The organism is uncultured Rhodococcus sp. (assembly GCF_963525155.1).
Lineage (GTDB): Bacteria > Actinomycetota > Actinomycetes > Mycobacteriales > Mycobacteriaceae > Rhodococcus_F > Rhodococcus_F qingshengii.
Window position 1 is genome coordinate 1 of the sequence record NZ_CAURKP010000083.1, and the last position, 23,554, is coordinate 23,554.

21 protein-coding genes and 1 pseudogene are annotated in these 23,554 nt (G+C 62.7%); 15 read left to right on the forward strand and 7 right to left on the reverse strand.

Going from position 1 to position 23,554, the window contains the following annotated elements:
- The 7 genes and pseudogenes from RWT78_RS17200 to RWT78_RS17230 all read left to right on the forward strand — a co-directional run.
- Positions 1 to 256, forward strand: a pseudogene (locus tag RWT78_RS17200) (DUF3100 domain-containing protein); the annotation flags it as partial.
- A gap of 84 nt (positions 257 to 340) precedes the next feature.
- Complete coding sequence (locus tag RWT78_RS17205; protein WP_314676877.1) at positions 341 to 1,555, forward strand: amidohydrolase; 1,215 nt, start codon at positions 341 to 343, stop codon at positions 1,553 to 1,555.
- The gene (locus RWT78_RS17210) at positions 1,552 to 2,910 is read left to right on the forward strand and encodes an L-serine ammonia-lyase (RefSeq protein WP_314676879.1); all 1,359 of its coding nucleotides are present in this window, start codon (positions 1,552 to 1,554) and stop codon (positions 2,908 to 2,910) included. The genes RWT78_RS17205 and RWT78_RS17210 overlap by 4 nt, the downstream gene beginning before the upstream one ends.
- Before the next feature lie 126 nt (positions 2,911 to 3,036).
- Positions 3,037 to 3,942 carry a hypothetical protein gene (locus tag RWT78_RS17215; RefSeq protein ID WP_314676880.1) on the forward strand — a complete coding sequence of 302 codons (906 nt, stop codon included), beginning with the start codon at positions 3,037 to 3,039 and terminating at the stop codon, positions 3,940 to 3,942.
- A gap of 234 nt (positions 3,943 to 4,176) precedes the next feature.
- Positions 4,177 to 5,214: a serine hydrolase domain-containing protein gene (locus tag RWT78_RS17220; RefSeq protein ID WP_314676882.1), complete on the forward strand. Its 1,038-nt coding sequence runs from the start codon at positions 4,177 to 4,179 to the stop codon at positions 5,212 to 5,214.
- 305 nt (positions 5,215 to 5,519) lie between these two features.
- A complete protein-coding gene (locus RWT78_RS17225) occupies positions 5,520 to 6,206 on the forward strand; it encodes a TetR/AcrR family transcriptional regulator C-terminal domain-containing protein (protein WP_314676884.1) in 687 nt (228 codons plus the stop codon).
- Positions 6,207 to 6,215: 9 nt separating this feature from the next.
- On the forward strand, positions 6,216 to 7,343 hold the full coding sequence (locus RWT78_RS17230; RefSeq protein WP_314676886.1) for an NAD(P)/FAD-dependent oxidoreductase: 1,128 nt from the start codon (positions 6,216 to 6,218) through the stop codon (positions 7,341 to 7,343).
- A gap of 20 nt (positions 7,344 to 7,363) precedes the next feature.
- On the opposite strand, the gene RWT78_RS17235 is transcribed toward RWT78_RS17230, so the two are convergent.
- Complete coding sequence (locus RWT78_RS17235; RefSeq protein WP_007734901.1) at positions 7,364 to 8,107, reverse strand: GntR family transcriptional regulator; 744 nt, start codon at positions 8,105 to 8,107, stop codon at positions 7,364 to 7,366.
- A 96-nt stretch (positions 8,108 to 8,203) separates the two neighbouring features.
- Here RWT78_RS17235 and RWT78_RS17240 point away from each other — a divergent pair, with 96 nt between their 5' ends.
- Genes RWT78_RS17240 through RWT78_RS17265 form a run of 6 tightly spaced genes read left to right on the forward strand, consistent with a single transcriptional unit; the run spans position 8,204 to position 13,946 of the window.
- Positions 8,204 to 9,331, forward strand: a complete 1,128-nt coding sequence (locus RWT78_RS17240; RefSeq protein WP_314676889.1) for a TIGR03364 family FAD-dependent oxidoreductase — start codon at positions 8,204 to 8,206, stop codon at positions 9,329 to 9,331.
- Positions 9,332 to 9,356: 25 nt separating this feature from the next.
- Positions 9,357 to 10,034 (forward strand): phosphonatase-like hydrolase, encoded by a 678-nt coding sequence (locus tag RWT78_RS17245; RefSeq protein ID WP_003942707.1) that lies wholly within the window; start codon positions 9,357 to 9,359, stop codon positions 10,032 to 10,034.
- Between the two features lie 25 nt (positions 10,035 to 10,059).
- Entirely contained in the window at positions 10,060 to 11,109 is a 1,050-nt protein-coding gene (locus RWT78_RS17250; RefSeq protein ID WP_314676892.1) for a 2-aminoethylphosphonate ABC transporter substrate-binding protein, read from the forward strand.
- Between the two features lie 2 nt (positions 11,110 to 11,111).
- Positions 11,112 to 12,287: an ABC transporter ATP-binding protein gene (locus RWT78_RS17255; RefSeq protein ID WP_003942699.1), complete on the forward strand. Its 1,176-nt coding sequence runs from the start codon at positions 11,112 to 11,114 to the stop codon at positions 12,285 to 12,287.
- Entirely contained in the window at positions 12,284 to 13,186 is a 903-nt protein-coding gene (locus RWT78_RS17260) for a 2-aminoethylphosphonate ABC transporter permease subunit (RefSeq protein WP_314676894.1), read from the forward strand. Before RWT78_RS17255 ends, RWT78_RS17260 begins: the two co-directional genes overlap by 4 nt.
- Positions 13,161 to 13,946: an ABC transporter permease gene (locus RWT78_RS17265; protein ID WP_003942733.1), complete on the forward strand. Its 786-nt coding sequence runs from the start codon at positions 13,161 to 13,163 to the stop codon at positions 13,944 to 13,946. The genes RWT78_RS17260 and RWT78_RS17265 overlap by 26 nt, the downstream gene beginning before the upstream one ends.
- A gap of 56 nt (positions 13,947 to 14,002) precedes the next feature.
- Here the strand turns inward: RWT78_RS17265 and RWT78_RS17270 are convergent, their stop codons facing one another.
- Positions 14,003 to 15,625, reverse strand: a complete 1,623-nt coding sequence (locus RWT78_RS17270) for an AMP-binding protein (protein WP_314676896.1) — start codon at positions 15,623 to 15,625, stop codon at positions 14,003 to 14,005.
- 178 nt (positions 15,626 to 15,803) lie between these two features.
- Here RWT78_RS17270 and RWT78_RS17275 point away from each other — a divergent pair, with 178 nt between their 5' ends.
- Positions 15,804 to 16,613 (forward strand): LuxR C-terminal-related transcriptional regulator, encoded by an 810-nt coding sequence (locus RWT78_RS17275; RefSeq protein WP_042450799.1) that lies wholly within the window; start codon positions 15,804 to 15,806, stop codon positions 16,611 to 16,613.
- Between the two features lie 4 nt (positions 16,614 to 16,617).
- On the opposite strand, the gene RWT78_RS17280 is transcribed toward RWT78_RS17275, so the two are convergent.
- From RWT78_RS17280 to dxr, 5 genes are all read right to left on the reverse strand, one after another.
- Positions 16,618 to 18,432, reverse strand: a complete 1,815-nt coding sequence (locus RWT78_RS17280; RefSeq protein WP_064688741.1) for a penicillin-binding transpeptidase domain-containing protein — start codon at positions 18,430 to 18,432, stop codon at positions 16,618 to 16,620.
- Between the two features lie 69 nt (positions 18,433 to 18,501).
- Positions 18,502 to 19,338, reverse strand: coding sequence for a GNAT family N-acetyltransferase (locus RWT78_RS17285; RefSeq protein WP_314676900.1), 837 nt, complete (start codon positions 19,336 to 19,338; stop codon positions 18,502 to 18,504).
- Between the two features lie 111 nt (positions 19,339 to 19,449).
- Entirely contained in the window at positions 19,450 to 20,607 is a 1,158-nt protein-coding gene (gene ispG / locus RWT78_RS17290; RefSeq protein ID WP_007734888.1) for a flavodoxin-dependent (E)-4-hydroxy-3-methylbut-2-enyl-diphosphate synthase, read from the reverse strand.
- Between the two features lie 87 nt (positions 20,608 to 20,694).
- Positions 20,695 to 21,915 carry an RIP metalloprotease gene (locus RWT78_RS17295; protein ID WP_218748404.1) on the reverse strand — a complete coding sequence of 407 codons (1,221 nt, stop codon included), beginning with the start codon at positions 21,913 to 21,915 and terminating at the stop codon, positions 20,695 to 20,697.
- Positions 21,916 to 21,922: 7 nt separating this feature from the next.
- Complete coding sequence (dxr, locus tag RWT78_RS17300) at positions 21,923 to 23,080, reverse strand: 1-deoxy-D-xylulose-5-phosphate reductoisomerase (protein ID WP_003942815.1); 1,158 nt, start codon at positions 23,078 to 23,080, stop codon at positions 21,923 to 21,925.
- Positions 23,081 to 23,200: 120 nt separating this feature from the next.
- On the opposite strand from dxr, the gene RWT78_RS17305 reads away from it, so the two are divergent.
- Positions 23,201 to 23,470, forward strand: a complete 270-nt coding sequence (locus RWT78_RS17305) for a DUF2631 domain-containing protein (RefSeq protein ID WP_003942762.1) — start codon at positions 23,201 to 23,203, stop codon at positions 23,468 to 23,470.
- The last annotated feature ends 84 nt before the right edge of the window (positions 23,471 to 23,554 follow it).

Here is a 23,554-nt window from a genome sequence, read left to right on the forward strand (position 1 = left end):
AATCATCACCATCGGTGCCTTGGCGACAACACCGTGGTCCCCCATCGGTGATTTCGTCTCGAGCACCGTCGGGACTGTCGACTTTCTCTCGATCTGCACCCTCACCTTGACTGTCGCAGGTCTCAGCCTCGGCAAGGACCTTCCCTTGCTCAAGACGATCGGCTGGAAGATCGTGCCCGTCGGAATCGTCGCGATCCTCGCCTCTTACCTACTTTCCGTGGTCGTCGCGGAGTTCGCGCTGGGCCTCTGGCACTAGAACTGCACCCGAAGACGCTGAGAACCGAAGACACCGCGATCCGAAGACACAGAGAACCAAAGATGTTGAAAGGAAGCAATACCCATGTCCATCGCTGACACCCGCACCCTCACAGACACGGTTTCGAGCACGATCGAGAAGTGGGCATCACGCCTCATCGACGTCAGCCACACCATCCATGCTCACCCAGAGTTGGCATTCGAAGAGCATCATGCGTCGGCCCTCTTGGCGGACGCCGCGCAGGAAGCCGGCTTCACGGTTACTCGCGCCGCCTACGGCCTCGAGACGGCATTCGAAGCGGTGCGGGGCTCCGGCCCTTTCCGCGTCGTCGTCTGCGCCGAGTACGACGCCCTTCCCGACATCGGTCATGCGTGTGGACACAATGTCATCGCCGCTGCCGGACTGGGAGCAGCGATCACGCTCGGAGAGGTCGCGGAGGAACACGGCCTGACCGTCGTCCTTCTCGGTACGCCGGCCGAAGAACACGGCGGCGGGAAAGTCTTGCTGCTCGAACGTGGCGCATGGGAGGGCGCGGCGATGTCGATCATGGTCCACGGCGCTGCAGGTGAAGACGTCAGCTGCACCGTCACCGGAACGCAGGCAGTCGACCGGTTCGACGTGACCTACACCGGACGAGCCGCACACGCGGCCGCTGCGCCACACAAGGGCATCAACGCAGGCGACGCCGCCACGATCGCCTTGGTCGCCATCGGACTCCTCCGTCAACAACTTCCCTCCGACGTCAGGCTCAACGCCTACGTCGAGCACGGCGGCGAAGCAACAAATATCATCCCGGCCTCGACATTGGTGCGAGCGGAAGTTCGGGCCACAGAACTCGACGTGCTGTTGGACGCCAAGCGTCGTATGCTCGCCTGCTTCGAGGGCGCAGCTGTGGCCAGCGACTGCTCCTGGTCGACCGAACGCGCCGAACCTCGGTACGAGGAGCTGGTACAACACCCAGTGCTGGCGACGATCTGGGACGAGGAGATCGCGAGCCTGGGCCGCACCGCGGCCGCCCGAACTCCCCTGACCGGTGGCTCGACAGACATGGGCAACGTGTCGAAGGTGGTTCCCTCGATCCACCCGATGATCGCGTTACGCGGCGTTACCGGAGTTCCTCACACGATCGAGTTTGCCGCTGATGCCCGCTCCGCAGCGGGCGACGAAGCTGTTCTGCACGGAGCAATTGCAATGGCGCGCACTGTGATCCGAGCCGCCACCGGGGACTCGCGCTCCAACCTCCTGACGATTGCGGCCCAGCGCGAGTCAGGAGCGACTACCGTCACGAGCGCCGAATGAGCACCACCGGCGTCTATGTTTCCGCGCTCGAATTCTTCTCCATCGGCATCGGGCCCTCCAGTTCACACACGGTCGGTCCGATGCGAGCCGCCCGCACTTTTGTCGGCGAGCTCTCCGACGCCGGCTTGACCGCGTCGGTCGACCGTATTCGCTGCAATCTGCACGGCTCTCTCGCCGCCACCGGAATAGGGCACTGCACTCCCGACGCGGTGATCGCGGGACTTCGTGGGTTGGATCCTGAAACGTGCGAGCCGAACGACGTTCACGGGCGTTGGGCCGAGCTCTCGGACGGCGGATCGGTGAAGCTCGTCGGCGGCTCACTCGGGCACGTTGTGTTCACTCACGAGGACATGGTGTTCGAGCCGCTCGTTCGCCGTCACGGGCACCCCAACTCGATGACACTGACCGCCTTCATCGGTCGCGAAATCGTCTGTACGAGTACATATCTGTCGATCGGTGGCGGATTCGTACTGCGCGCCGGAACGGAGACGCAAGCAAGCGCGCATTCGATCAACTCACGCTATCGAACCGCGAAAGAGCTACTGGCGGAATGCGGCTCCGGAACTATCGCCGAGCTGGCACTGTCGGACGAAATCGCGATGCACGGCCAGGATCGAGCATTCAGCGGCATCGACGCGATCTGGTCCGCGATGCGCGCATGCATCGAACGCGGCACCCAGACCGAAGGTGTATTGCCCGGGCGTCTCGGAGTTCGCCGAAGAGCACGGTCTGCGAACATTCAACTGGAACAACGTAACTGCGCACCCTCCTCACGCGAGTGGCTGACCGTCTACGCCATGGCGGTCAACGAAGAAAATGCAGCAGGTGGCCGCGTGGTAACGGCTCCGACGAACGGCGCGGCAGGCATCGTGCCGGCGGTGCTCTATCACCACATACGCGCGACGGGCGCCGGCGTTCACGACGTTCGAACCTTTCTCCTCACCGCAGCCGCAATCGGATCGATCATCAAGGCGAATGCCTCGATCTCGGGTGCGGAGGCGGGGTGCCAGGGTGAGGTCGGAGCTGCCTGCGCGATGGCGGCAGCCGGCTTGTGCGCTGTCATGGGCGGATCACCACGACAAATCGAGAATGCCGCTGAGATTGCCATGGAACACCATCTGGGGCTGACCTGCGATCCGGTTGGTGGCCTGGTCCAAATCCCCTGCATCGAACGAAATGCCGTAGCCGCCTCGACTGCAGTCACCGCAGCTCAGCTCGCATACCTCGGTGACGGGACGCATGTGGTGAGCCTCGATACCGTCATCGAAACCATGCGCCAAACCGGAAACGACATGTCCGTGCGTTACAAGGAAACCAGTGAAGGCGGGCTCGCCGTCAATGTCGTCGAGTGCTGAGGGGGATGTCGGCGGCAGCGGCGAGGGCGGGCGGACGCCGTCGCCGGAAATATCATCCTCTCGAACGATGAAGTCCGGTGTACCGATTTCTACACTCGGTGACATGACTTTGTGGACGGTGACCAGATGATCGCTCATCACGCTGGAGGAATCCCACTGCACAATTCTTCACGGCACAACACTGCGGGGCCGTCGCGCTCGACGCAGTCCTCCGGTCGCAAGATCGCCGCGTTGATCGCGTTGGTCGCCGGTTTCTCCGCTGCCTTCGTTCTCGCCCCGGGCATGCTGACGAGTAGGCCGGGTGATGGGTACGCAGACCAGGGAGAACTCGTCGAGACGGTCCGCGCCGCGTTCGTCGAATACTGGAGTTCCGGTGTCCAAGCCTTCTCGCCGAGCTTGAAGTCCGCTGTCGACTACTGGCTGCGGTACCACGTGGCCAAGGCCGTGATCGCGGTAATCCTGCTGACGGTTCTGCTCGCACTCGGCCGGATGCTCAAGGCGTCGTTCGTGAACGCCGGCCCTCTGACGGCTGGAAAGAAACTCGCATTCGTCTCGGCGGGAGGGCTGGTCACGCTCCTCGCGATGTTTTCCTCGGTACTCGTGATGGCAAATATCCAAGGTGTCGTTGCACCCTTCTCTTCGCTGATCTCGATGTTGCCCGTGGCCCAGGCGGATGGGGCACTTGGCGACACTGTCGGGCAGGTCCGCCAACAGCTCGCTCAGTCGACCGGCACCGGAAACCAGCAAAGCCCTGTCCTCGAACTGATGATCAGCGACTTCGCGCGGTATCACTTGGCCATGGCGGTGATCGCGCTGATCGCGGCAGCAATATCACTGACCGTGACTGTGGTCGTGTGGGCACGCTTCGCGAGAACGGCGCGATCCGAGCGACGGACGAGATTCGTGTCGGGGTCGATCGGTCTTCTCACTGCACTGTTCACGCTGGGATTGATCGTTGTCGGCGTAGCAAATATGGGCACCGCGGCAGACCCGGCACCCGCGCTGGCGGCGTTCTTCGACGGCGGACTCTGACCCAAGTCAAGGGTTCAGGCCAGGGTTCCGTAGTCCCCCGGTACCGGTTGAGGAGGTACCTGGGGACTGCGTCTGCCGTACCCGGGGTCGATGTGTGAGTGCCCTCGGACAGGCAGAGTTCGACTCATGAAAACCGGAGCAAGACGCATCCTGCTTGTCGGCCTGTGCAGCGCCATGGTTGGAGCTGTAATCAGCTGCAGCACGGACAAATCCACAGACACATCCTAAACGATCATGGACTCGACCATCACCGACCAGCTCGATTCGATCATCGACGCTGCGGTGAATTCGACGGGGATTCCCGGTGCGATGGTGGGCATTTGGGGACCAGACGGCAACTATGTGAAGGTTGCAGGAGTCGCCGACACTGCAACCAAGGCACCGATGGAGACCGACTTCTACCACCGGATCGGTAGCGTCACCAAGACATTTACCGTCACCGCCCTGCTGCAATTGGTCGACGAGGGAAAGATCGGTCTCGACGACCCGATCTCCAAATACGTCGACGGCGTCATGGAAGGTGATGCGATCAGCCTGCGCCAGCTGGCGGGGATGCGCAGCGGCCTCGTGGACTACACGACGTCCGAACAGTTTGTCATGGATGTTCTTTCCGACCCTCGCCGATCATTCACATCCGAAGAGCTCTTCGGATACGTCAAGGACCTCCCACTCCAAATTCGACCAGGAACCACTGTCGACTACTCGAATACCAACACCCTTCTGCTCGGCATGGTCATCGAGAAGGTCACCGGCTCAACACTGTCGGACGTCATCGACACCAAGATCACGACACCACTCGGAATGGAGCACACCAGCTTTCCCACCACCAACGCGTTCCCGACACCACACGCTCAGGGGTACACCAACCAAACGCTCGACGAATCCGTGACCGCGGCGACGGACTGGAATCCGTCGTGGGGCGGCGCCGCGGGTGCAATGATCTCGTCGTTGGACGACATGCGCATTTGGGTTCCGGCGCTGGCCAAAGGCGATCTCCTGACCGACGCCACTCAGAAGCAGCGCCTGCAAACCGTGAGCTTGAGCGAAGGGGACGACAGCTCCGGCTACGGACTCGGTTTGTTCAACAGCGGCGGCTGGATCGGTCACAACGGAAGCCTGCCCGGCTACAAGACAGTCTCGGTCTACTTGCCCGAGAAGGACACCACCCTGGTCGTCTTCATCAACACCGACATCGACGGCGAGACTGATCTGACCAGTGCTTTGATGGTGCCGATCACCAAGTTGATCAGCCCGGGCAACGTCTACGGCTGATCACCTCGGGTCCGATCCACAATTCGGACGAAAGTGACATATCGGGTTCGATCTGTCGATAGGCTCGACCGTCGGCAGATCGAAACCCGAAAGAGGCGCTCATGGGATCGTTGAACGACTGGCTTCTCGACAGCGACAGCCCGCTCGTGGGGATTGTGGGTGGCATCCTACTGACGATCGCAATGCTCTCCGGCGGTACAGGCATGTAACCCACCGCTCCCGATATGGCTCCGCACAGCGGTGGACGTTCAGTGCGTGATCCAACGAACATGTTCGTTACGAACATGTTCGTGTACGGTGAAATCATGCCCACTCAGCCAACAGGTCCGTCGAGCCGTCGCAATCGTCCGGCCAAACCCGCTCTGACACGCGAGGGCATCGTCAGTACCGCGGTGGAAATCTTGCGATCGGAGGGGTTGCAGAAGTTGACCATGCGTCGACTCGCCCTCGAACTCGACACCGGGCCGGCATCTCTGTACGTGTACGTTCAAAATACCGCCGAATTGCACGCCGCCGTTCTGGACACACTTCTCGGAGTGGTCGACCTCGCCGAAAATTCTTCCGGCACTTGGCAAGCTCGCCTTGAACGGGTGTTGACCTCGTACACGGCCGTGCTGTTCGATCATCCCGGTCTCGCCCAGTCGGCACTCGTTTCCCGACCCAGCGGAGTTCACTACGTGCGCCTGCTCGAGCGCCTGCTGGCATTGCTCGACGAAGGCGAAGTCCCTCCAGGTCAAGCCGCGTGGGGCGTGGACTTGCTACTGCAGTACGCGACATCCACTGCTGCCGAACACTCGGCGCCGAACAATTCCGCCGACGCGGATGCCCGATGGAGCGCGTTGACCGACGCAATCCAGAACGCAAACCCGCAGACGCACCCACTCGTCGCAAGACATGCAACAGCTCTACTTGCCGGTGAACCCTCGGCGCGCCTCTCCTGGGGATTCCGCACGCTCATCACGGGCATCGAGAACACCCCACTCACTTCTTAGGAACCCACCATGAACCACTACCCCATCGCAATCATCGGCGCCGGCCTCGGTGGCCTCACCCTCGCCCGAGTCCTCGATCTCCGCGGAATCGATTCGGCGGTATTCGATCTCGAATCCGGACCGACAGCCAGAACTCAAGGCGGGATGCTCGACATCCACGAAGACTCGGGTCAGATCGCGCTTCATGCCGCCGGCCTCTATGAGGAGTTCCGCGGCCTCGTTCATCAAGGCGGGGAAGAGACACGCGTCCTCGATCGAAATGCCGTCGTGCATCTGAGCGAGCAGGATACCGGAGACGGCGACCGCCCGGAAATCGACCGCGGCCAGCTGCGTGACCTACTGCTCAGCTCAATTCCGAAGGAAACACTCCACTGGGGAGCCAAGGTCCGCAGTGCTCATCCGTTGCCGGATGGTCGACACGAAGTTCACCTCGCGGATGGCACCCACTTCACCACCGATCTCCTGGTCGGCGCCGACGGTGCGTGGTCGAAAATCCGTCCATTGGTTTCAAACGACACTCCTGCGTACACCGGAATATCTTTCGTGGAGTTCGACCTCGACGACGCCGACAACCAGCACGTGGATGCCGCTGAAACCGTCGGCGGCGGAATGATGTTCGCACTCAGTGCCGACAAGGGCTTCCTTGCCCACCGTGAGACCGACAACAGTCTGCACATCTACGCCGCCCTGCGAGTTCCCGAGAGCTGGGCAGCGAGTGTCGACTTCTCCGACGATCACATCGCGAAGAAGGTTCTGCTGGAACACTTCTCGGACTGGGACGAGTCACTGCGTTCACTGATCGTCGAAGCCGACAGCTCGCTGACCCCTCGCTCCATCCATGCCCTTCCCATCGGCCACAGTTGGAGCCGTACTCCCGGGGTCACTCTGCTCGGGGACGCGGCACACGTCATGTCGCCGTTTGCCGGAGAGGGTGCGAACCTGGCAATGCTCGACGGCGCGGAACTCGGCCAGGCGATCGCTTCGCACAGCAGCACGGAGGAAGGGCTAGCTGTCTACGAAGAGCGCCTCTTCCCACGCAGCGCCGCATCGGCACAACAGTCCGCCGATGGACTGGACATGTGCTTCGGCGAGAACGCACCCCAGGGGCTCGTGGACATGTTCAACTCACACCCTTGATCGAATCGAGTCGACTGCAATCACTCCCGCAACGTCGTCAAGAAGGCAATGCGGTCGCCGCGATAGAGCGAGCGAACCCGCTCGATCGGCACACCATCCGGGTCGACAGACGTCCGGTGCAGCAGAAGCATCGGCATCGAGGTCGTGGACTCGACGAGCGTTGCCTCCCGCGGTGAAGCGAGCACCGTCTCAATCCGTTCGGTTGCGGAGGCAAAGACCACGCCGATGGAACGGATAGCCGCGTACAGCGACGTCGTCGCATCGAAAGCGTCGAGCATCTCACCGAACCTGCTGTCCGGCAGGAACGTTGATTCGAGTCCGATCTTCTCTCCGTCGGCGAAGAGAACACGCTCGAGATGAACGACGCTGTCACCTGGTTCGATACCCAATTCCGTGGCGAGACCGTCGTCGGCCGACATTCGTTCGAACGTCACAACCTTACGACTGGGCACTCGCCCAGCACTCAGTGCGCCTTCGGTATACGAACGAATCGAGAGCGGCTGAACCAACTTCGGACTCGCGACGACAGTGCCCCGCCCCCGCCGCTCGATCCGTCCTTCGACAAGCAGATCACGAAGCGCTTGACGGACCGTCTCGCGAGCGACTGTGAACCGCGCCGCCAATTCCCGCTCGGACGGGACTGCGTCGCCCTCCTCGAGCCCACTGAGAATGGTCTCGATCTCGGTGCGCACCCGGTAGTACTTCAACTCCGGTTCGATCACGACGCTCGAGGTCCCCGGCCCGGTGGACGTCTGCTGATTCATGGCGCAAGCGTACAAGAATTCGGTCTATACCAATTGTTAACCTGGAGTTCGTCTCGATTCCCCCTATTGGTCTAGACCAAACGTCACTATCTCTACATGCGAATTTTGATTGTGGGCGGAGGGATCCTCGGAACGGCGCACGCCGACGAGGCAATCCGTCGGGGACACGACGTCATCCATCTCGAACGTGAGCCCGAAGCCCGCGGTGCCACGGTACGGAACTTCGGCCTCGTCTGGGTATCCGGGCGAGCCCCGCACGAACTCGAAGCTGCGCTGCGCTCGCGCGAACTGTGGGCAGACCTTGCCGCCCGTGTCCCCGGCGTCGGATACCGCCCAGCCGGCTCCATCACCCTCATGCGCACCGAGGAGGAAGTCGCGGTCGCGCAGGAAGCGTTCTCTCGGCCGGACGCCGACAACCGAGGGTTCGCGCTCCTGGATCCCGACGCCGTTCGCGTCGTCAACCCCGCGCTCCGGGGCAAGTTTCTCGGCGGACTGCACTGCACGCTGGACGCCGCAGTCGAGTCACGGCAAGCGCTCCCCGCCATCCGTTCTTACCTCGAATCCACCGGCCGTTACACCTTCCACGCCGGAACGGAAGCCCGCGAGATCACGACGACCACCTCCGGCGTACACATCCGCGACGACCACGGTCGCAGCTTCGACGCCGATCTCGTGATCGTCTGCCCCGGAGCGACACTCGGCGGATTGGCTCGCGATCTCGCCGGCGATCTCCCGTTGCGCCGTGTGCGCCTGCAGATGATGCAGAGCGCCCCACTCGGCGAAAAGCTCACCACCGCAATCGCTGACGGTGACAGCTTCCGCTACTACCCGGGTTTCGCCGGATCTGCCCTCGATCACCTCCGTACAGTACAGCCGCAGGAACCGACTGCCGAGGAACACCGCATGCAACTCCTGTGCGTGCAGCGCTTGCACGGCGGGCTGACCATCGGCGACACCCACGAATACGAGGAACCCTTCGACTTCGATGTCGACGAGGCGCCCTATCGCCATCTGTCCGGAGTCGTGGAAACACTTCTGGGACGCGATCTTCCGCCAATCGTCAAGCGTTGGGCGGGCGTCTACAGCCAGTGCATCGACCCCTCACAACTTGTACACCGCGCACAAGCCGCCGACAACGTCTGGGTGGTTGCCGGCCCCGGTGGCCGCGGTATGACGCTCGGCCCGGCACTGGCGGAACAAACCGCCGACCAGCTCGGTCTCTGAATCTCTCCGACAAGAAAGACTTCTCATGTCTCCGATCACCCTTGCCGTTCTCGACATGGCCGGCACCACCGTCGCCGACGACGGACTGGTTCTTCGCGCCTTCGCTGCCGCCGCTGAAGCCGGCGGACTGCCCGCCGAAGGCCCGGAAGCCGACGCCGCTCGCCAGTACGTCCTCGACACGATGGGCCAGTCGAAGATCGTCGTGTTCCGGGCGATCTTCGGTGACGAAGACCGCGCCCAGGCCGCGAACGCCGCCTTCGAAACCACGTACGACTCCCTCATCGACCAGGGCCTGGCCGAGCCGATCCCCGGCGCCGAGAAAGCCATCACCACTTTGCGCGAGGCCGGCATCAAAGTCGCCTTGACCACCGGGTTCAGCCGATCGACCCAGGACAAACTCCTCGTCGCGCTCGGCTGGGAAACCCTCGCCGATCTCACCCTCTCCCCCGCCGAGGCCGGTCGCGGTCGACCGCACCCGGACCTGATTCTGACTGCCCTGCTCAAACTTTCGATCGACGACGTCCACCAGATCGCCGTACTCGGCGACACGTCCAACGACGTGCTCAGCGGCATTCGTTCCGGCGCATCCATCGTCGCCGGAACTCTGACCGGCGCACACGACGAGCAACAGCTTCGCGACGCCGGAGCCACCCACATCGTCCCGTCCGTGACGGAGTTCGCCGAACTCCTCACCCACTCCTGATCTCACCTCCGAAAAAGGAATCGTCATGCGTCTACGCCCGAGCATCGCTGCGGCCGCTCTCGCCGTGTCCGTCCTTTCGTTCACCACTGCCTGCGGTGGCACCGGCACTGCTGCCGGATCAGACACCGAGACCGTCACCGTATACAGCGCCGACGGCCTGTCCGGTTGGTACAAGGGAAGATTCGACGCCTTCACCGCGCAGACCGGTATCGCCGTCAACCTCGTGGAAGCCGGATCCGGCGAGGTCGTCTCCCGCGTCGAAAAGGAGCAGTCCAACCCACAGGCAGACGTGATCATCACGCTGCCCCCGTTCATCCAGAAGGCCGACGCCCAAGGTCTGCTCGAGCCCAGCGGAATCGACACCTCCGCCGTTCCTGCCGACGAGAAGGACGACGCCGGCAAGTACGTAACCGTCGTCGAGAATTACCTCTCGTTCATCGCCAATCCGACTGCATCACCCGCCCCACAATCTTGGGACGATCTGCTCACTGACCAGTTCAAGGGCAAGTTGCAGTACTCCACGCCCGGCCAGGCCGGCGACGGTACCGCGGTGTTGTTGCTGCTCCAGCATCTGATGGGCAAGGAAGGCGCACTCGACTACCTCGGAAAGCTCCAGGCCAACAACGTCGGTCCCTCGTCCTCCACCGGAAAGCTCCAGCCCAAGGTCAGCAACGGGGAACTCCTGGTCGCCAACGGTGACGTCCAGATGAACCTCGCCTCCATCGCCGACGACGGCTCGAAGTTCGACATCTTCTTCCCCGCTGGAGCCGACGGCACTCGCACCACCATTGCACTGCCCTACGTGATGGGCCTCGCCAAGAGCGCACCGAGCAGCGAACAAGCCAAGAAGTTGATGGAGTTCCTGCTCTCCGAAGAATCCCAGAAGACCGTCGCCACCGATGCACTCGGCGTATCGGTCCGCGAGGACGTCCGAAGCGCTGCCGGTGAATCCACCGACAAGAACACGCCTTCCGGAGTTCTGCAGGGCGTCAACGTCTGGACCCCGAACTGGAACGACGTCCTCAGCTCGCTCGACGCCGACATCGCCGCTTACCAGAAAGCCACCGGGAGCTGATCATGGCAAGAACCAGACTGGGGCGGACGCTCCCCGAGACCGTCGGTGTTCACGGAGCGATCGAACATTCTGCTCCGGCCATCACCTTCGATCGTGTCAACGTCGCCTACGGCCGCGGGAAGACCGCAACCCATGCACTCGTCGATTTCAATCTGCGAGTGGCACCCGGTGAAACTGTGGCACTGCTGGGGCCCAGTGGATCCGGCAAGTCGACCGCCCTGAAGGCCCTCGCGGGATTTGTCCGCCCCACGTCCGGTTCCGTCAAGCTCGGCACCCGAGACATCACCAATCTGCCTCCCGCACAACGCGGTATCGGCGTCGTCGTCCAGTCGTACGCTCTCTTCCCGCACATGCGTGTATCCGAAAACGTAGCCTTCGGACTCCGAGCCCATCGCGTGCCGCGGTCGGAGATCGGCCCTCGCGTGGCCGAAGCCCTGGACATGGTCGGGATGTCGGCGTACGGAAAGCGGCTTCCCCGTGAACTTTCCGGCGGTCAACAGCAGCGAATCGCCATTGCCCGAGCGTTGGCAATTCGCCCTGGAGTACTCCTCCTCGACGAACCGTTGGCCGCCCTGGATGCTCAACTTCGCGAGAGCATGCTCGGCGAACTGGCGAGACTGCGCGCAGCACTACCTGACACAGCCATGCTCTATGTGACGCACGATCAGAGTGAAGCCCTGGCGCTCGCAGACCGAATCGCAGTGATGCGCAACGCCAGACTCGCGGACATCGACACCGCTGAGGCCTTGTGGAAACGTCCGCCGTCCAGCTTCACCGCGGCGTTCCTCGGGGGTGCCAACCTGCTGCCCTGCACCGTCACACGCGTCATCGGCACCTCCGCGCTGGTCTCGATCGGTGGCACGCCGTTCACTGCTCACGCCCCGCAGCCCGAGATCGGGCACATCGAATGGGAGTCCGACATGGACGCCTACCTGTGTGTTCGTCCACACGCGGTAGCCGTAAGCGGCGTCGGCGCACGAGGATCATTCCCGGCGCGCATCGTCTCGAGCGTCTGGCGCGGTTCCACGACGCGTCTGACGCTGGCTGTACGTGGCCTCGACGACGTCCGCGTCGACGCAGATGTTCCAGGGCACGACGAGCGCCCGGTCGGCACCGAAGTGGGCGTCGTCCTGCCCACGGACGGCAGTGTCCTGGTTCCGGCGGATCGCCACCCATGACGACAACCTTGGAGCGCCCCGAAACCGCTGTGCCCCAGCACAAAGACCCGATCCCGTGGCGCCGGATCGGGTGGACGCTACCACCACTGCTTCTTGTCCTCGTGTTTGCTGTCTATCCCACCGCACGTGTCCTCACGGAATCTCTGAGCACCGGAAGCGGCACCGGGTTGTCCACGTGGTCTTCGGTGCTCGGATCGGAACTGTTCAGAACCGCACTCTGGCGGACCATCCAAATCGCCGTGGCGTCGACCCTGGGTTGCCTGATCCTGGGAACCTTCCTCGCCTTGGTGCTGGCCTTCGTTCCGTTCGCCGGATCCAAGTTGGTGGGGCGATTGATCGACACGGTGCTCGCCCTGCCGTCTTTCCTGATCACGCTGGCGTTCACATTCCTGTACGGGACAGCCGGCGCCGTCAACGCCTTGATCGTCCGCATCACCGGCGACGCGAGCGGCCCACTGAATTTCCTCAACACTCCGTTCGGTGTGATCGCGGCCGAAATCACTTTCTTCACACCCTTTGTCGTGCGTCCGCTATTGGCAGCGTTCACCCAGATTCCGCGTGAACAACTCGACGTGGCAGCCAGTCTCGGCGCGTCACCCGTCCGAGTTCTGCGGCAGGTGGTGATGCCGGAAGCGTGGCCGGCCCTCCTGGCCGGTGGATCGCTCGTGCTTCTGATGACGCTGAATGAATTCGGCATCGTGCTCTTCACCGGGGCTAAAGACGTCGTAACTCTGCCGGTCCTCATCTACACCCGCGGCATTGTCACCTTCGACTTGCCCGGCGCGGCAGTGATCGCGACGGTCCAGGTCGCACTCTCACTCGGCCTGTACTGCCTCTACCGATTCACCTTCAACAGATTGATGGGAGGCAGCCGTGCTGCTGTGGACACGAAGCTCTAGGGCTCTCGTACTCGGATTCTTCACCCTGGTCGTCGCGGTGGTTTTCGTCGCGCCCATCGCCACCGTCGTCGCGGCTGCCTTGGCCGGATCGTGGACCGGTCCACTCCCGTCGAATCTCGGCGGCAAGAACTTCTCCACGGCGCTGTCCGACGAGAACTTCGCCAGCCTGATCGTCAGTTTGCAGACTGCATTCATCGCGGGGGCATTGGCATTGATAGTCGGAACGTGGGCCGCGCTGGCCTCGCGTGAGGCACCGATGTGGCTGCGGCGCATCACCGATGCCGTATTCCATTTACCGATTGCGGTTCCGTCGGTCGCGATCGGCTTGGGTCTGCTCATCACTTTCAACGAGCGCCCGCTACTGCTCGGCGGCACCAAGTGGATCGTGATTCTCGCTCACACGGTTTTGGTGCTTGCCTTTGCCTTCAGTTCCGTATCGGCCGCGCTCGAACGGCTCGATCCCGCCTACCGTCAAGCTGCCGAATCACTCGGCGCCGGCCCGGTGCGGGTGCTGACACGGGTAACGCTACCGCTGCTGCTCCCAGCGTTGGGTGCGGCTGCCGGGCTTTCCATCGCACTGTCGATGGGTGAGCTGGGCGCAACGGTCATGGTCTACCCGGCGACATGGAAGACCTTGCCGGTCAGCATCTTCGGACTCACCGACCGTGGCCAGGTATTTCTTGCCGCAGCAAATACGACACTGCTGCTTGCGGTCACCCTGGTCGCCCTCATGGTGGTCGGCAGAATTCGTCGGCGCTGACATTGCTGTGCGCTTTTATAAACGGCGGGTTTTTAATAACGGCCCACAGCAGGGGTTTATCCCTTCCTCAAGATGTACCGCTGAACCTTGCCACTCGGGGTCTTGGGCAGGTTCGGAACAAAGTGCACCGTGCGTGGGTACGCGTGCGCGGCGAACTTCTTCTTCACCAACGTCTGCAGTTCCTTCTCGAGTTCGTCGTCGCCGTCGACGCCTTCGCGAAGAACGACGAACGCCTCGAGAACCTCACCGCGCAACTCGTCGGGCATGCCCACCACGGCGGCCTCGATGACGTGCTCGTGCATGACCAGCACGCTCTCGACGTCGAAGGGACCGATGCGGTAGCCCGCCATGATGATGACGTCGTCGTCGCGCGAGGAGAAGAAGAAGAATCCGTCCTCGTCCGTCATTCCCGCATCACCGGTGATGTACCAGCGGCCGTCTTCGCTGAATCGCTGCTTCGTCTTCTCCGGCGCATCGACGTACCCGGTGAACCACATCAACGGGCTGTTGTGAGTATCGATCGCCACGCGGCCCTGAGTGCGGGCCGGTGCAATGTCATCCGAATTGTCTTCCAGCACAGCGGCAGACCAACCCGGCAACGGACGACCCATGGATCCGGGACGGACATCGTCGCGAAGTCCGTCGGCCCAGGCGTTGACGATGAACATGCCGTGCTCGGTCTGGCCGTAGTGATCACGGACCTCGACGCCCAACGAGTTCTTCGACCACGCAACAACATCCGGAGTCAAGGGCTCACCGGCCGAGGAAGCGCGGCGCAGCGAGATGCCTTCCGGAACGGGAGCCTTGTCGGCACGCAGACTGCGGTAGACGGTCGGAGCGGCGGCAAAATTGGTGACACCGAACTTCTCGATGATCTGCCACGTCAGCGGCGCGGAGAATCCGGCGTGCAGCAGCAAGCTTCGCGTGCCGGCGGCAAGCGGGCCGAGCAACGCGTAGTACAGCCCGTACGCCCAGCCCGGGTCTGCGGCGTTCCAGAACACGTCGTCCTCTCGGACGTCGAGGCCGAACTCCTGGTATGCGTGGAACGAGGCGAGCGCGCGCACCGGAACCGGCACGCCCTTGGGTGTTCCCGTGGTGCCACTGGTGAACAACTGCACCATCGGTGCGTTGCCGCCGACTGCCTGAGAAGCGCCCTTCGGGTCTTCGGCATCCTGAGCTGCGACAAGTGCGTCGAAGTCCAACTCGTCACCGGCCGCGCCGCCCGCGACGATGACCTGCCACGCTGCGTCGGCGGGGATGTCCTCTCCCGGCGCGAGCTTCTCGAGCTGATTGGCGTCGGAAATGACCACCTTCGCGCCACTGGCCGTCAAGCGGAAAGCGATGGCCGGCGAAGCGAACGCCGTGAACAAGGGCACGTGGACCGCTCCGCGGCGCCAGATTCCGAGGAGCGCGACCACCAGGTCCGCAGACTTGCCCATCAAGGTCGCGACGTTGTCACCCGGCTCGACTCCGAGGTCGGCCAGAGCTGCCGCGAAACGCGCGGACTGCTCACGTAGATGACCGTAAGTGAGGTCCACCGAGCTAAGGTCTGCCTCGACGACCGTGAATGCAACGCCATCCGCGGGATGCCGATCGCAGAGCAATTCTGCGGCGCTGGCATGCGGGGTGTCGTACTGGTCCAGCAGCTCGCGCACCCGTGCGGTGGGATCGGTGCTCATCAACTTGCTCCTTATCGATCGTCGTATGGTTGGCCCGACCGGTTACGTTGGCGGCTCGTCATACGTACTGTTCACCCCCTATGATCTAGCTCACAAGAGAACTTCACTACCCCCAGAAAGGGGTACCTGCGTGAACCGACATGCTTCGTCACTTCTGCGCCCCCGCGACGGGGACGCAATGCGAGGTGAACTCCGAACAATCGCAGCTCAGGGCGTTGTTCCCGTGCTGTTCGGAGGCGAGGTCCAGGACGGAACCCTGCACCTGAGCGAATTCGTCGGCACCCGCACCAACAACCTCAAGGGCTTGGCCATCCCGCCGCGCTCGGGCATGGGCGGACGCGTCGTAGCCCAGGGTTCACCGATCACCGTCAACGATTACGGCAATTCGCAGTCCATCACTCATCACTTCGACCGTCCTGTTCTCAGCGAGGGCCTGCATTCGATCATCGCCGTTCCGGTCATGGTTTCGGGAAAATCGCGCGCTGTGCTCTACGCCGCGATCCGCGATTCCGCTCCGTTGGGTGACCGCACAGCAGACGTCATGGTCGGCGCATCCCGGCGTCTCGGGATGGAGTTCGCCATCCGCGACGAAGTCGATCGTCGCCTGCAACTACTGCAGGCCGCCGCCGCGACTACCGCCGACGGTATGTCTTCGGAAGAGATCCGCGGAGTCCACGCCGAACTACGCAGTGTCGCCCAGACCGTCACCGACACCGACTTGCAGACCAAACTCCGCGGACTCTCCCAGCGTTTGGCCAACCTGCTGCGTCCTACCGCCGACGCCGAATCCGACGTCACGCTCACCCCGCGTGAAGTGGACGTTCTCTCTCAGGTCGCACTCGGCTGCACCAACATCGAAGCCGGCCAACGGCTTTCCCTTCGCCCGGAAACAGTCAAGAGCTATCTGCGAAGCGCGATGGGAAAGCTGGACGCGAGCTCACGCCACGAAGCCGTGGTGACCGCCCGGCGGTTGGGACTGCTCCCCTGACGGGTCAGTAGCCTTCAGGCAGGGCGGTGAGCATGTCGCGGGTGACTGCGACGGCGTTGTCCGAACTTCCGCCCCGCACAACCAGAGTCGCGAATGCCAGGTTCCCGCGATAGCCGACGAACCACGCGTGCGATCCCCCTTCGACCTCGGCTTCACCGGTCTTGCCGTACACCTCACCCTGATCTTCGACTCGTTCTGCAGTACCGCTGGTGACCACGAGTCGCATCATGCCGCGCAGGCCGTCGACCATGGCGGGCGAGATCGCCGGGCGCTCACCGTCGATGGTGGTTTCGCGCCCTGAAATCAGTTGCGGCACCGGAGTCGAACCGTTCGCGACCGTCGCCGCTGCCATCGCCATTCCGAACGGACTGACCACGACCTTTCCCTGACCGAACCCGTCTTCGGTCCGCTGCACCAGGTCCGACGCCGGCGGCACCGAACCGGAATCGATCGGCAATCCCACCACGTTGTAGTCCTGGCCGATGCCGAACTGCGCTGCGGCAGTGGTCAACGTGTCTGGTTGCATCTCGCTGGCCAGCTTGGCGAAGGACGTGTTGCACGAACGCGCGAAGGCCGTTGCCATCGGCACCGTGCCGAGTGAGAACTCGTTGTAGTTGGGGACGCTGCGCTCACCGATCTCGATCCGGCCAGGACATGGCACCATCGTGTCGGGGGTCGCCTGACCGGTCGAAATTGCGGCGCCTGCCGTGATGATCTTGAACGTCGAACCGGGCGGGTACTGACCCATCGTCGCGACCGGTCCGTCGCGGTCTGCTGCCTTGTTCTGTGCGACAGCCAGGATCGCCCCACTCGACGGTTCGATGACCACCATCATCGCCTGATCCTTGTTCACGTTCACGGCACGCTGAGCAGCGATCTGAATGTTGCGGTCCAAACTGATACTGAACGACGGAACAGGTTGCGGCGCAGTCTCGGTCAGCACATCGGTGTCGACGCCGTTCTGGTTGACCGTGACGACACTCCAGCCGGCTTTGCCGTCGACCTCGTCGATGATCGTCTTCTTGATCTGCCCGAGAAGGTCGGGCGCGAACTCCGGGTCCGTCGAGACGAGATCCGATTCGTCCGAGACAGATACTCCCGAGATGGCTCCCAGTTGCGCCGATACCTGGTCGTAGTCGTCACTGCGCAGGCGGGTCACCAGATAGTCGCCCTTGACGGCCGTCGAAGATTCGGCGATCGATTGACCCGTCAGCGAAGAATCGAACCGACCGAGAACACTTGCGAGACTGTTCGCGGAACCAATGATGTCGTTGCTCTTCGAGCGATCGAACTTCACTCGGTAGACAATTCCCGGCACCAGGACATCCGTGCCCGAATGCTCGTTGACCCGCGCTCGCGGCGCCGCGGTTGCCCGCAACGACATCGTCTGCTTGTCACCGAGGCGCGGATGAACGTCCGTCGAACTCCACCGGACGGACCAGTCGCCGTCCTTGCGTCCCATCTGCAGCTCGCCGTCGTACGTCCACACGCGGTCTTTCGGAAGGTGCCACTCGTAGGTGTAGCCGACCGTCGCTGTGTCACCGTTCATCTTCACCGACGTCGTCTCGGCAGTCATCGACTCGGCCTGGAGCGCATCCCAGGTGTCACTCAATACAGGACCCGCGGAATCAGGCCGGTCCGTCAGTTTTGCTGCCTCGTCGATATCCCTGTCACCGAACGCACTCAGGAACTGCTGCGCGACGGGCTCGGGGCCGGCGGGTTTCGGAGTACACGAACTGATCCCCACCGCCAAGAAAATCACGGTGCAGGAGGCCAACAGTTGGGCCGAGCGACTACGAGAGAAATGCCGAGTGTTCATCGAGCCCCATAGTAGGGCGACAAATGCTCCACCCAGCGTAGGCGCGACCATTGCACGCAGCTTGTACGGTCAGTCGAGCAGCACCGTCGAGAAGGTCGCGACCTGTCGGAACCCCACCCGCGAATAGGTCGACCGCGCAATCGTATTGAAGCTGTTGACGTACAGGCTCGCAATGCGACCGGTCGCCATGATCGACTCCGCTACAGCCGCTGTACCGGTCACGCCGAAGCCCTGCCCACGAAATTCCGGGTTGACCCACACACCCTGGATCTGGCCACAGCGAGCAGACATCGAACCGACCTCCGCCTTGAAAACGACCTGGCCGTCCTCGATGTGCGCCCACGCTCGACCAGCGGCGATCAGGCTAGCGACACGGTGCCGGTATCCGCGCCCACCGTCGTTGGCACGCGGGTCGACTCCGACCTCTTCGATGAACATCGCGATCGCGGCAGGCAGATAGATCTCGAGTTCGTCCGAGCGAACCTGCCGGACCAGTGGATCCGACGGACACGCCAGCGGCTCGGAAACCGCGAGCAACGGCTGTTCGGGGCGCACCTCCCGCGCAGTTCCCCAGTCGAGCTCGAGCATCTCCCACAGCGGCAACGCCAATTCGGCGCGGCCGACCACCGACGAGCACATGCGCGGAATCCGACAGGCACGGTCGGCGAATGCCCGAATGTCATCCGGATCGCCTCGAAGCGGAACCAGATTCGCCCCGGCAAAGCACAGTGAGGACAACGGCCCGCCTCGACTCCACAGCTCGCCGTGAATCATTCGTGGGTCGACGCCACATTCTTCGACGCGCGCGGCAATCATGCAGCCCGCCACCGGATCGGCGTCGAGTACCCGTCGGACGTCTTCGAGATCTCGACTTCCGACCTGCTTGGCTCCGAGGAGTTTGAGCATCCGTCAACCCCCTCGACTCGACTGCGCGTCCACGAATATCACTACCCGATCATGATGCACTCAGATTGCCACGAACCTGACACCGACGGGGAAGATTCATCCGGCAATCACTCAACTCACGGTGACGACCGGCGCACCCTCCGACGCGTCACCCTCCATGCTTTCGGCAATTTTCATCGCCTCTTCGATCAACGTCTCGACGATCTGCGCCTCGGGCACCGTCTTGATGACCTTGCCCTTGACGAATATCTGGCCCTTGCCGTTGCCGGACGCCACACCGAGGTCGGCCTCACGCGCTTCACCCGGTCCGTTCACGACGCAACCCATGACTGCCACGCGCAGCGGGATCTCCATGCCTTCGAGGCCGGCGGAGACCTCGTCGGCAAGTGTGTAGACATCGACCTGTGCACGGCCACACGAGGGGCATGAGACGATCTCGAGCTTGCGGGGACGCAGGTTCAGAGACTGCAGAATCTGGTTACCGACCTTGATTTCCTCGGCCGGCGGGGCCGAGAGCGAAACCCGGATCGTGTCGCCGATACCCTCCGCGAGCAGCGCACCGAAGGCGACCGCGGACTTGATCGTGCCCTGAAACGCCGGCCCTGCCTCCGTGACGCCGAGGTGCAACGGGTAATCGCATTTGGCGGCGAGTTGGCGGTAAGCCTCGACCATGATCACCGGATCGTTGTGCTTGACGGAGATCTTGATGTCACCGAAGCCGTGCTCTTCGAACAACCCGGCCTCCCACAGCGCGGACTCGACCAACGCTTCGGGCGTCGCCTTGCCGTACTTCTCCATCAACCGAGGATCGAGCGATCCCGCGTTGACACCGATACGGATCGGAATGCCTGCGTCACCGGCAGCCTTGGCCACCTCTTTGACACGGCCGTCGAATTCCTTGATGTTGCCCGGATTGACGCGCACCGCAGCGCATCCCGCATCGATTGCCGCGAAGATGTAGCGCGGCTGGAAGTGGATGTCGGCGATGACCGGGATCTGGCTCTTCTTCGCAATGATCGACAACGCGTCCGCGTCTTCCTGACGCGGGCAGGCGACACGGACGATGTCGCAACCGGACGCGGTCAGTTCCGCGATCTGCTGGAGCGTTGCATTGACGTCGTGCGTCTTCGTGGTGCACATGGACTGCACCGAGATGGGGAAATCGCTGCCCACACCTACCGTGCCGACCTGCAGCTGCCGTGTCTTGCGTCGAGGAGCAAGAATCGCTGCGGGTGCCGAGGGCATTCCCAGTCCGATAGGGATGGTCACGTCTGTGCCTTCTTTCATAGCTTCACTGCAAGTTTAGCCGGGCGATCGCCGCACTACCGCGCGGCAACCGTCACCCTTCTCACACGGTCAGAAGATCTTGATCGGATTGACGATGTCAGCCGTGAGTGTCAGCAACATGAACGCGCCACCGATCACGATGAATACGTAAGTAATCGGAAGGAGTCTGGTGTAGTCGACCGGGCCGCCGGGAATCAAGCCTCGGCGGGCGCGGAACCAATCACGGATCTTCTCGTAGAAGACCACCGCGATGTGACCGCCGTCGAGCGGCAACAGCGGCAGGATGTTGAAAACACCGAGGAAGAAGTTGATCGATGCGAGCAGTCCGACGAACGTCGCCCACTGTGCACGGTCCGCCGCTTCACCGCCGATAACGCTTGCACCGACCACGCTGATAGGTGTGTCCTGGGCGCGTTCGCCGCCTGTCACCGATTCCCACAACGCACCGACCTTTGCCGGCAGATCAGCCATGGCCTTGACCGATTCGACCAGAGTGAAGCCGGTGAAACTCAGGGTGCCCGGAACTGCGCTGAAAGCGTTGAACTGGAGCAGGGGTGGCGACACGGTACCCAGGCTCATTCCGACCGCGCCCACAGTCGCCGAACGCAAATCACCTGTTGCCGGATCCGTCACCCACCGCTGCGCTTGTTCTACGACGACTGGAATCGTTAGATCCTGCCCGTCGCGTTCGACGCTGAGCACTGCAGTACCGGTGACCGGCTGCAATTTGGCCACCACATCGGCCGATGTCGACACCGGTTGCCCATCAACGGCTGTGATCACATCCGACGGCTCCAACCCAGCCCGTTGCGCCGGACCGTCACCGGAGCAGGTCGCCAGAGTTCCGTCTTTGGACTGCGTCGGTGCGACGCACGACAGACTGCCCACCTTCGCCAACGTATCCCCGCTGCGATCCGGCAGGCCCCAGCCGAGAGCCAGCCCGTACAGCAGCGCAAACCCGAGAATGAAGTTCATCGCGATACCGCCGGACATGACGACGACGCGCTTCCACGCCGCCTTCTTGTACATCGCGTGCGGCTCTTCTTCAGGCGTCATCTCGTCGAGGGCCGTCATGCCCGCGATGTCGCAGAATCCGCCCAGCGGCAGCGCCTTGAGGCCGTACTCGGTCTCACCTCGACGGAACGAGAAGATCTTCGGTCCGAAGCCGATGTAGTAGCGGCGAACCTTCATTCCCAAAGCCTTGGCCGTCCACATGTGACCGGCTTCGTGCAGGGCGATGGACACGCCGATGCCGAGGGCAAACAGCACTACGCCCAGTGCAAAAACCATGAAAGCTCTAGCCCTCCTGCTTCACGAGCTGACGCGCTCGTGTGCGTGCCCAGCCGTCTGCGGCCAGAACGTCGTCCACGGTAACCGGTTCTGCGGACCATTGACCTGCATCGTCGAGAACAGCAGCCACCGTGCGGACGATCGCCGGGAAGGAAATGACACCGTCGAGGAATGCCTGAGCCGCCACTTCGTTGGCCGCGTTGTAGATCGCGGTGAAGCAACCTCCGGATTTGCCTGCGCTTCGCGCCAGATCGACGGCGGGGAACACCGACGAATCGAGCGGCTCGAATTCCCAGGTGGAGGCGGTGGTGAAGTCGCATGCCGACGCCGCACCTTCGATGCGGTCCGGCCAGCCGAGAGCGAGAGCAATCGGGAGCTTCATGTCCGGTGGACTCGCCTGTGCCAGCGTCGATCCGTCGAAGAAGGTCACCATGGAATGCACGATCGACTGCGGGTGCACGGTGACGTCGATGCGGTCGTAGTCGATCCCGAACAGCAGGTTCGTCTCGATCAGCTCGAGGCCCTTGTTGACCAGAGTTGCCGAGTTGAGGGTGTTCATGGGGCCCATCGACCAGGTGGGGTGCGCACCTGCCTGAGCCGGATTCACACTTTCGAGATCCTCGGCGCTCCAGCCACGGAACGGCCCACCCGAAGCGGTGAGAACCAACCGGGCCACCTCGTCGCCTGTTCCACCACGTAGGCACTGGGCAAGCGCCGAATGCTCCGAGTCGACCGGCACGATCTGACCGGGGGCGGCGGCTTTCGTCACCAGCGCTCCGCCGGCGACAAGCGATTCCTTGTTCGCCAGCGCCAGGCGCGCTCCCGAGTTCAAAGCCGCCAGTGTCGGTTCGAGTCCCAAAGAACCGACGAGCGCATTGAGGACAACATCGGCACCGCTGTCCCGAACCAGTTCTGTCACGGCGCTCGGTCCCGAACGGGCGGTTACCGATTCCAGCGCCGATGCCGCTGCAGGATCGGCGACGGCGACGTCCGTAACGCCGGTTGCACGAATCTGTTCGGCCAACAACTCGACGTTGTTGCCGCCCGCTGCAAGACCGACTACTTCGAAACGGTCGGGGTTGGCAGCGATGACCTCCAGCGCTTGGGTACCGATCGAACCGGTACTGCCGAGGAGGAGGACGCGGGTACGTGTGGTTTCCTGCACTCGCCCATTGTTCCTGATAACACCTGAGAACAACCTTATCGACGCCCAACTACGTACGACAGGCAGTCGTATGTCACCATATTGGGCAGTAGTGCAACCGAATGAGCAGGAGGATCGACCGTGGCCGATACCCAGTTGGACGTCAAGTCCAGCGCCCCCGTCGTGGTCTCGCACGTCGATGAGGCCGAGGTTCCCTCTGCCGCATGGGGGTGGAGTGGTGAAGGACTCAAGTTTTTCCGTTTCCTCGGATGGTTCTTCGCAATATTCCTGCTTCTGATGATGATCGGAAACCATCACGGCAAGGTCGAGGATCTGTGGCTCATCGGCACCGCCGGATTGATGATCTTCATTCTGGTCCGCGACATCGTCATCCGTCGCCGCCCGCGCTAGAAACCTGACAAAGAGAAGGCCTCCACGAACGAAAGTTCGTGGAGGCCGTCTCTTTACGTGTTTCAGGCCGGGAACGTTTCAGTT

What these genes read in the sequence shown, in the direction of transcription:
- RWT78_RS17205 (WP_314676877.1), top strand. Translation starts at nt 341, where the DNA reads ATGTCCATCGCTGACACCCGCACCCTCACAGACACGGTTTCGAGCACG.
- RWT78_RS17210 (WP_314676879.1), top strand. Translation starts at nt 1,552, where the DNA reads ATGAGCACCACCGGCGTCTATGTTTCCGCGCTCGAATTCTTCTCCATC.
- RWT78_RS17215 (WP_314676880.1), top strand. Translation starts at nt 3,037, where the DNA reads ATGATCGCTCATCACGCTGGAGGAATCCCACTGCACAATTCTTCACGG.
- RWT78_RS17220 (WP_314676882.1), top strand. Translation starts at nt 4,177, where the DNA reads ATGGACTCGACCATCACCGACCAGCTCGATTCGATCATCGACGCTGCG.
- RWT78_RS17225 (WP_314676884.1), top strand. Translation starts at nt 5,520, where the DNA reads ATGCCCACTCAGCCAACAGGTCCGTCGAGCCGTCGCAATCGTCCGGCC.
- RWT78_RS17230 (WP_314676886.1), top strand. Translation starts at nt 6,216, where the DNA reads ATGAACCACTACCCCATCGCAATCATCGGCGCCGGCCTCGGTGGCCTC.
- RWT78_RS17235 (WP_007734901.1), bottom strand. Translation starts at nt 8,107, where the DNA reads ATGAATCAGCAGACGTCCACCGGGCCGGGGACCTCGAGCGTCGTGATC.
- RWT78_RS17240 (WP_314676889.1), top strand. Translation starts at nt 8,204, where the DNA reads ATGCGAATTTTGATTGTGGGCGGAGGGATCCTCGGAACGGCGCACGCC.
- RWT78_RS17245 (WP_003942707.1), top strand. Translation starts at nt 9,357, where the DNA reads ATGTCTCCGATCACCCTTGCCGTTCTCGACATGGCCGGCACCACCGTC.
- RWT78_RS17250 (WP_314676892.1), top strand. Translation starts at nt 10,060, where the DNA reads ATGCGTCTACGCCCGAGCATCGCTGCGGCCGCTCTCGCCGTGTCCGTC.
- RWT78_RS17255 (WP_003942699.1), top strand. Translation starts at nt 11,112, where the DNA reads ATGGCAAGAACCAGACTGGGGCGGACGCTCCCCGAGACCGTCGGTGTT.
- RWT78_RS17260 (WP_314676894.1), top strand. Translation starts at nt 12,284, where the DNA reads ATGACGACAACCTTGGAGCGCCCCGAAACCGCTGTGCCCCAGCACAAA.
- RWT78_RS17270 (WP_314676896.1), bottom strand. Translation starts at nt 15,625, where the DNA reads ATGAGCACCGATCCCACCGCACGGGTGCGCGAGCTGCTGGACCAGTAC.
- RWT78_RS17275 (WP_042450799.1), top strand. Translation starts at nt 15,804, where the DNA reads ATGCGAGGTGAACTCCGAACAATCGCAGCTCAGGGCGTTGTTCCCGTG.
- RWT78_RS17280 (WP_064688741.1), bottom strand. Translation starts at nt 18,432, where the DNA reads ATGAACACTCGGCATTTCTCTCGTAGTCGCTCGGCCCAACTGTTGGCC.
- RWT78_RS17285 (WP_314676900.1), bottom strand. Translation starts at nt 19,338, where the DNA reads ATGCTCAAACTCCTCGGAGCCAAGCAGGTCGGAAGTCGAGATCTCGAA.
- RWT78_RS17295 (WP_218748404.1), bottom strand. Translation starts at nt 21,915, where the DNA reads ATGGTTTTTGCACTGGGCGTAGTGCTGTTTGCCCTCGGCATCGGCGTG.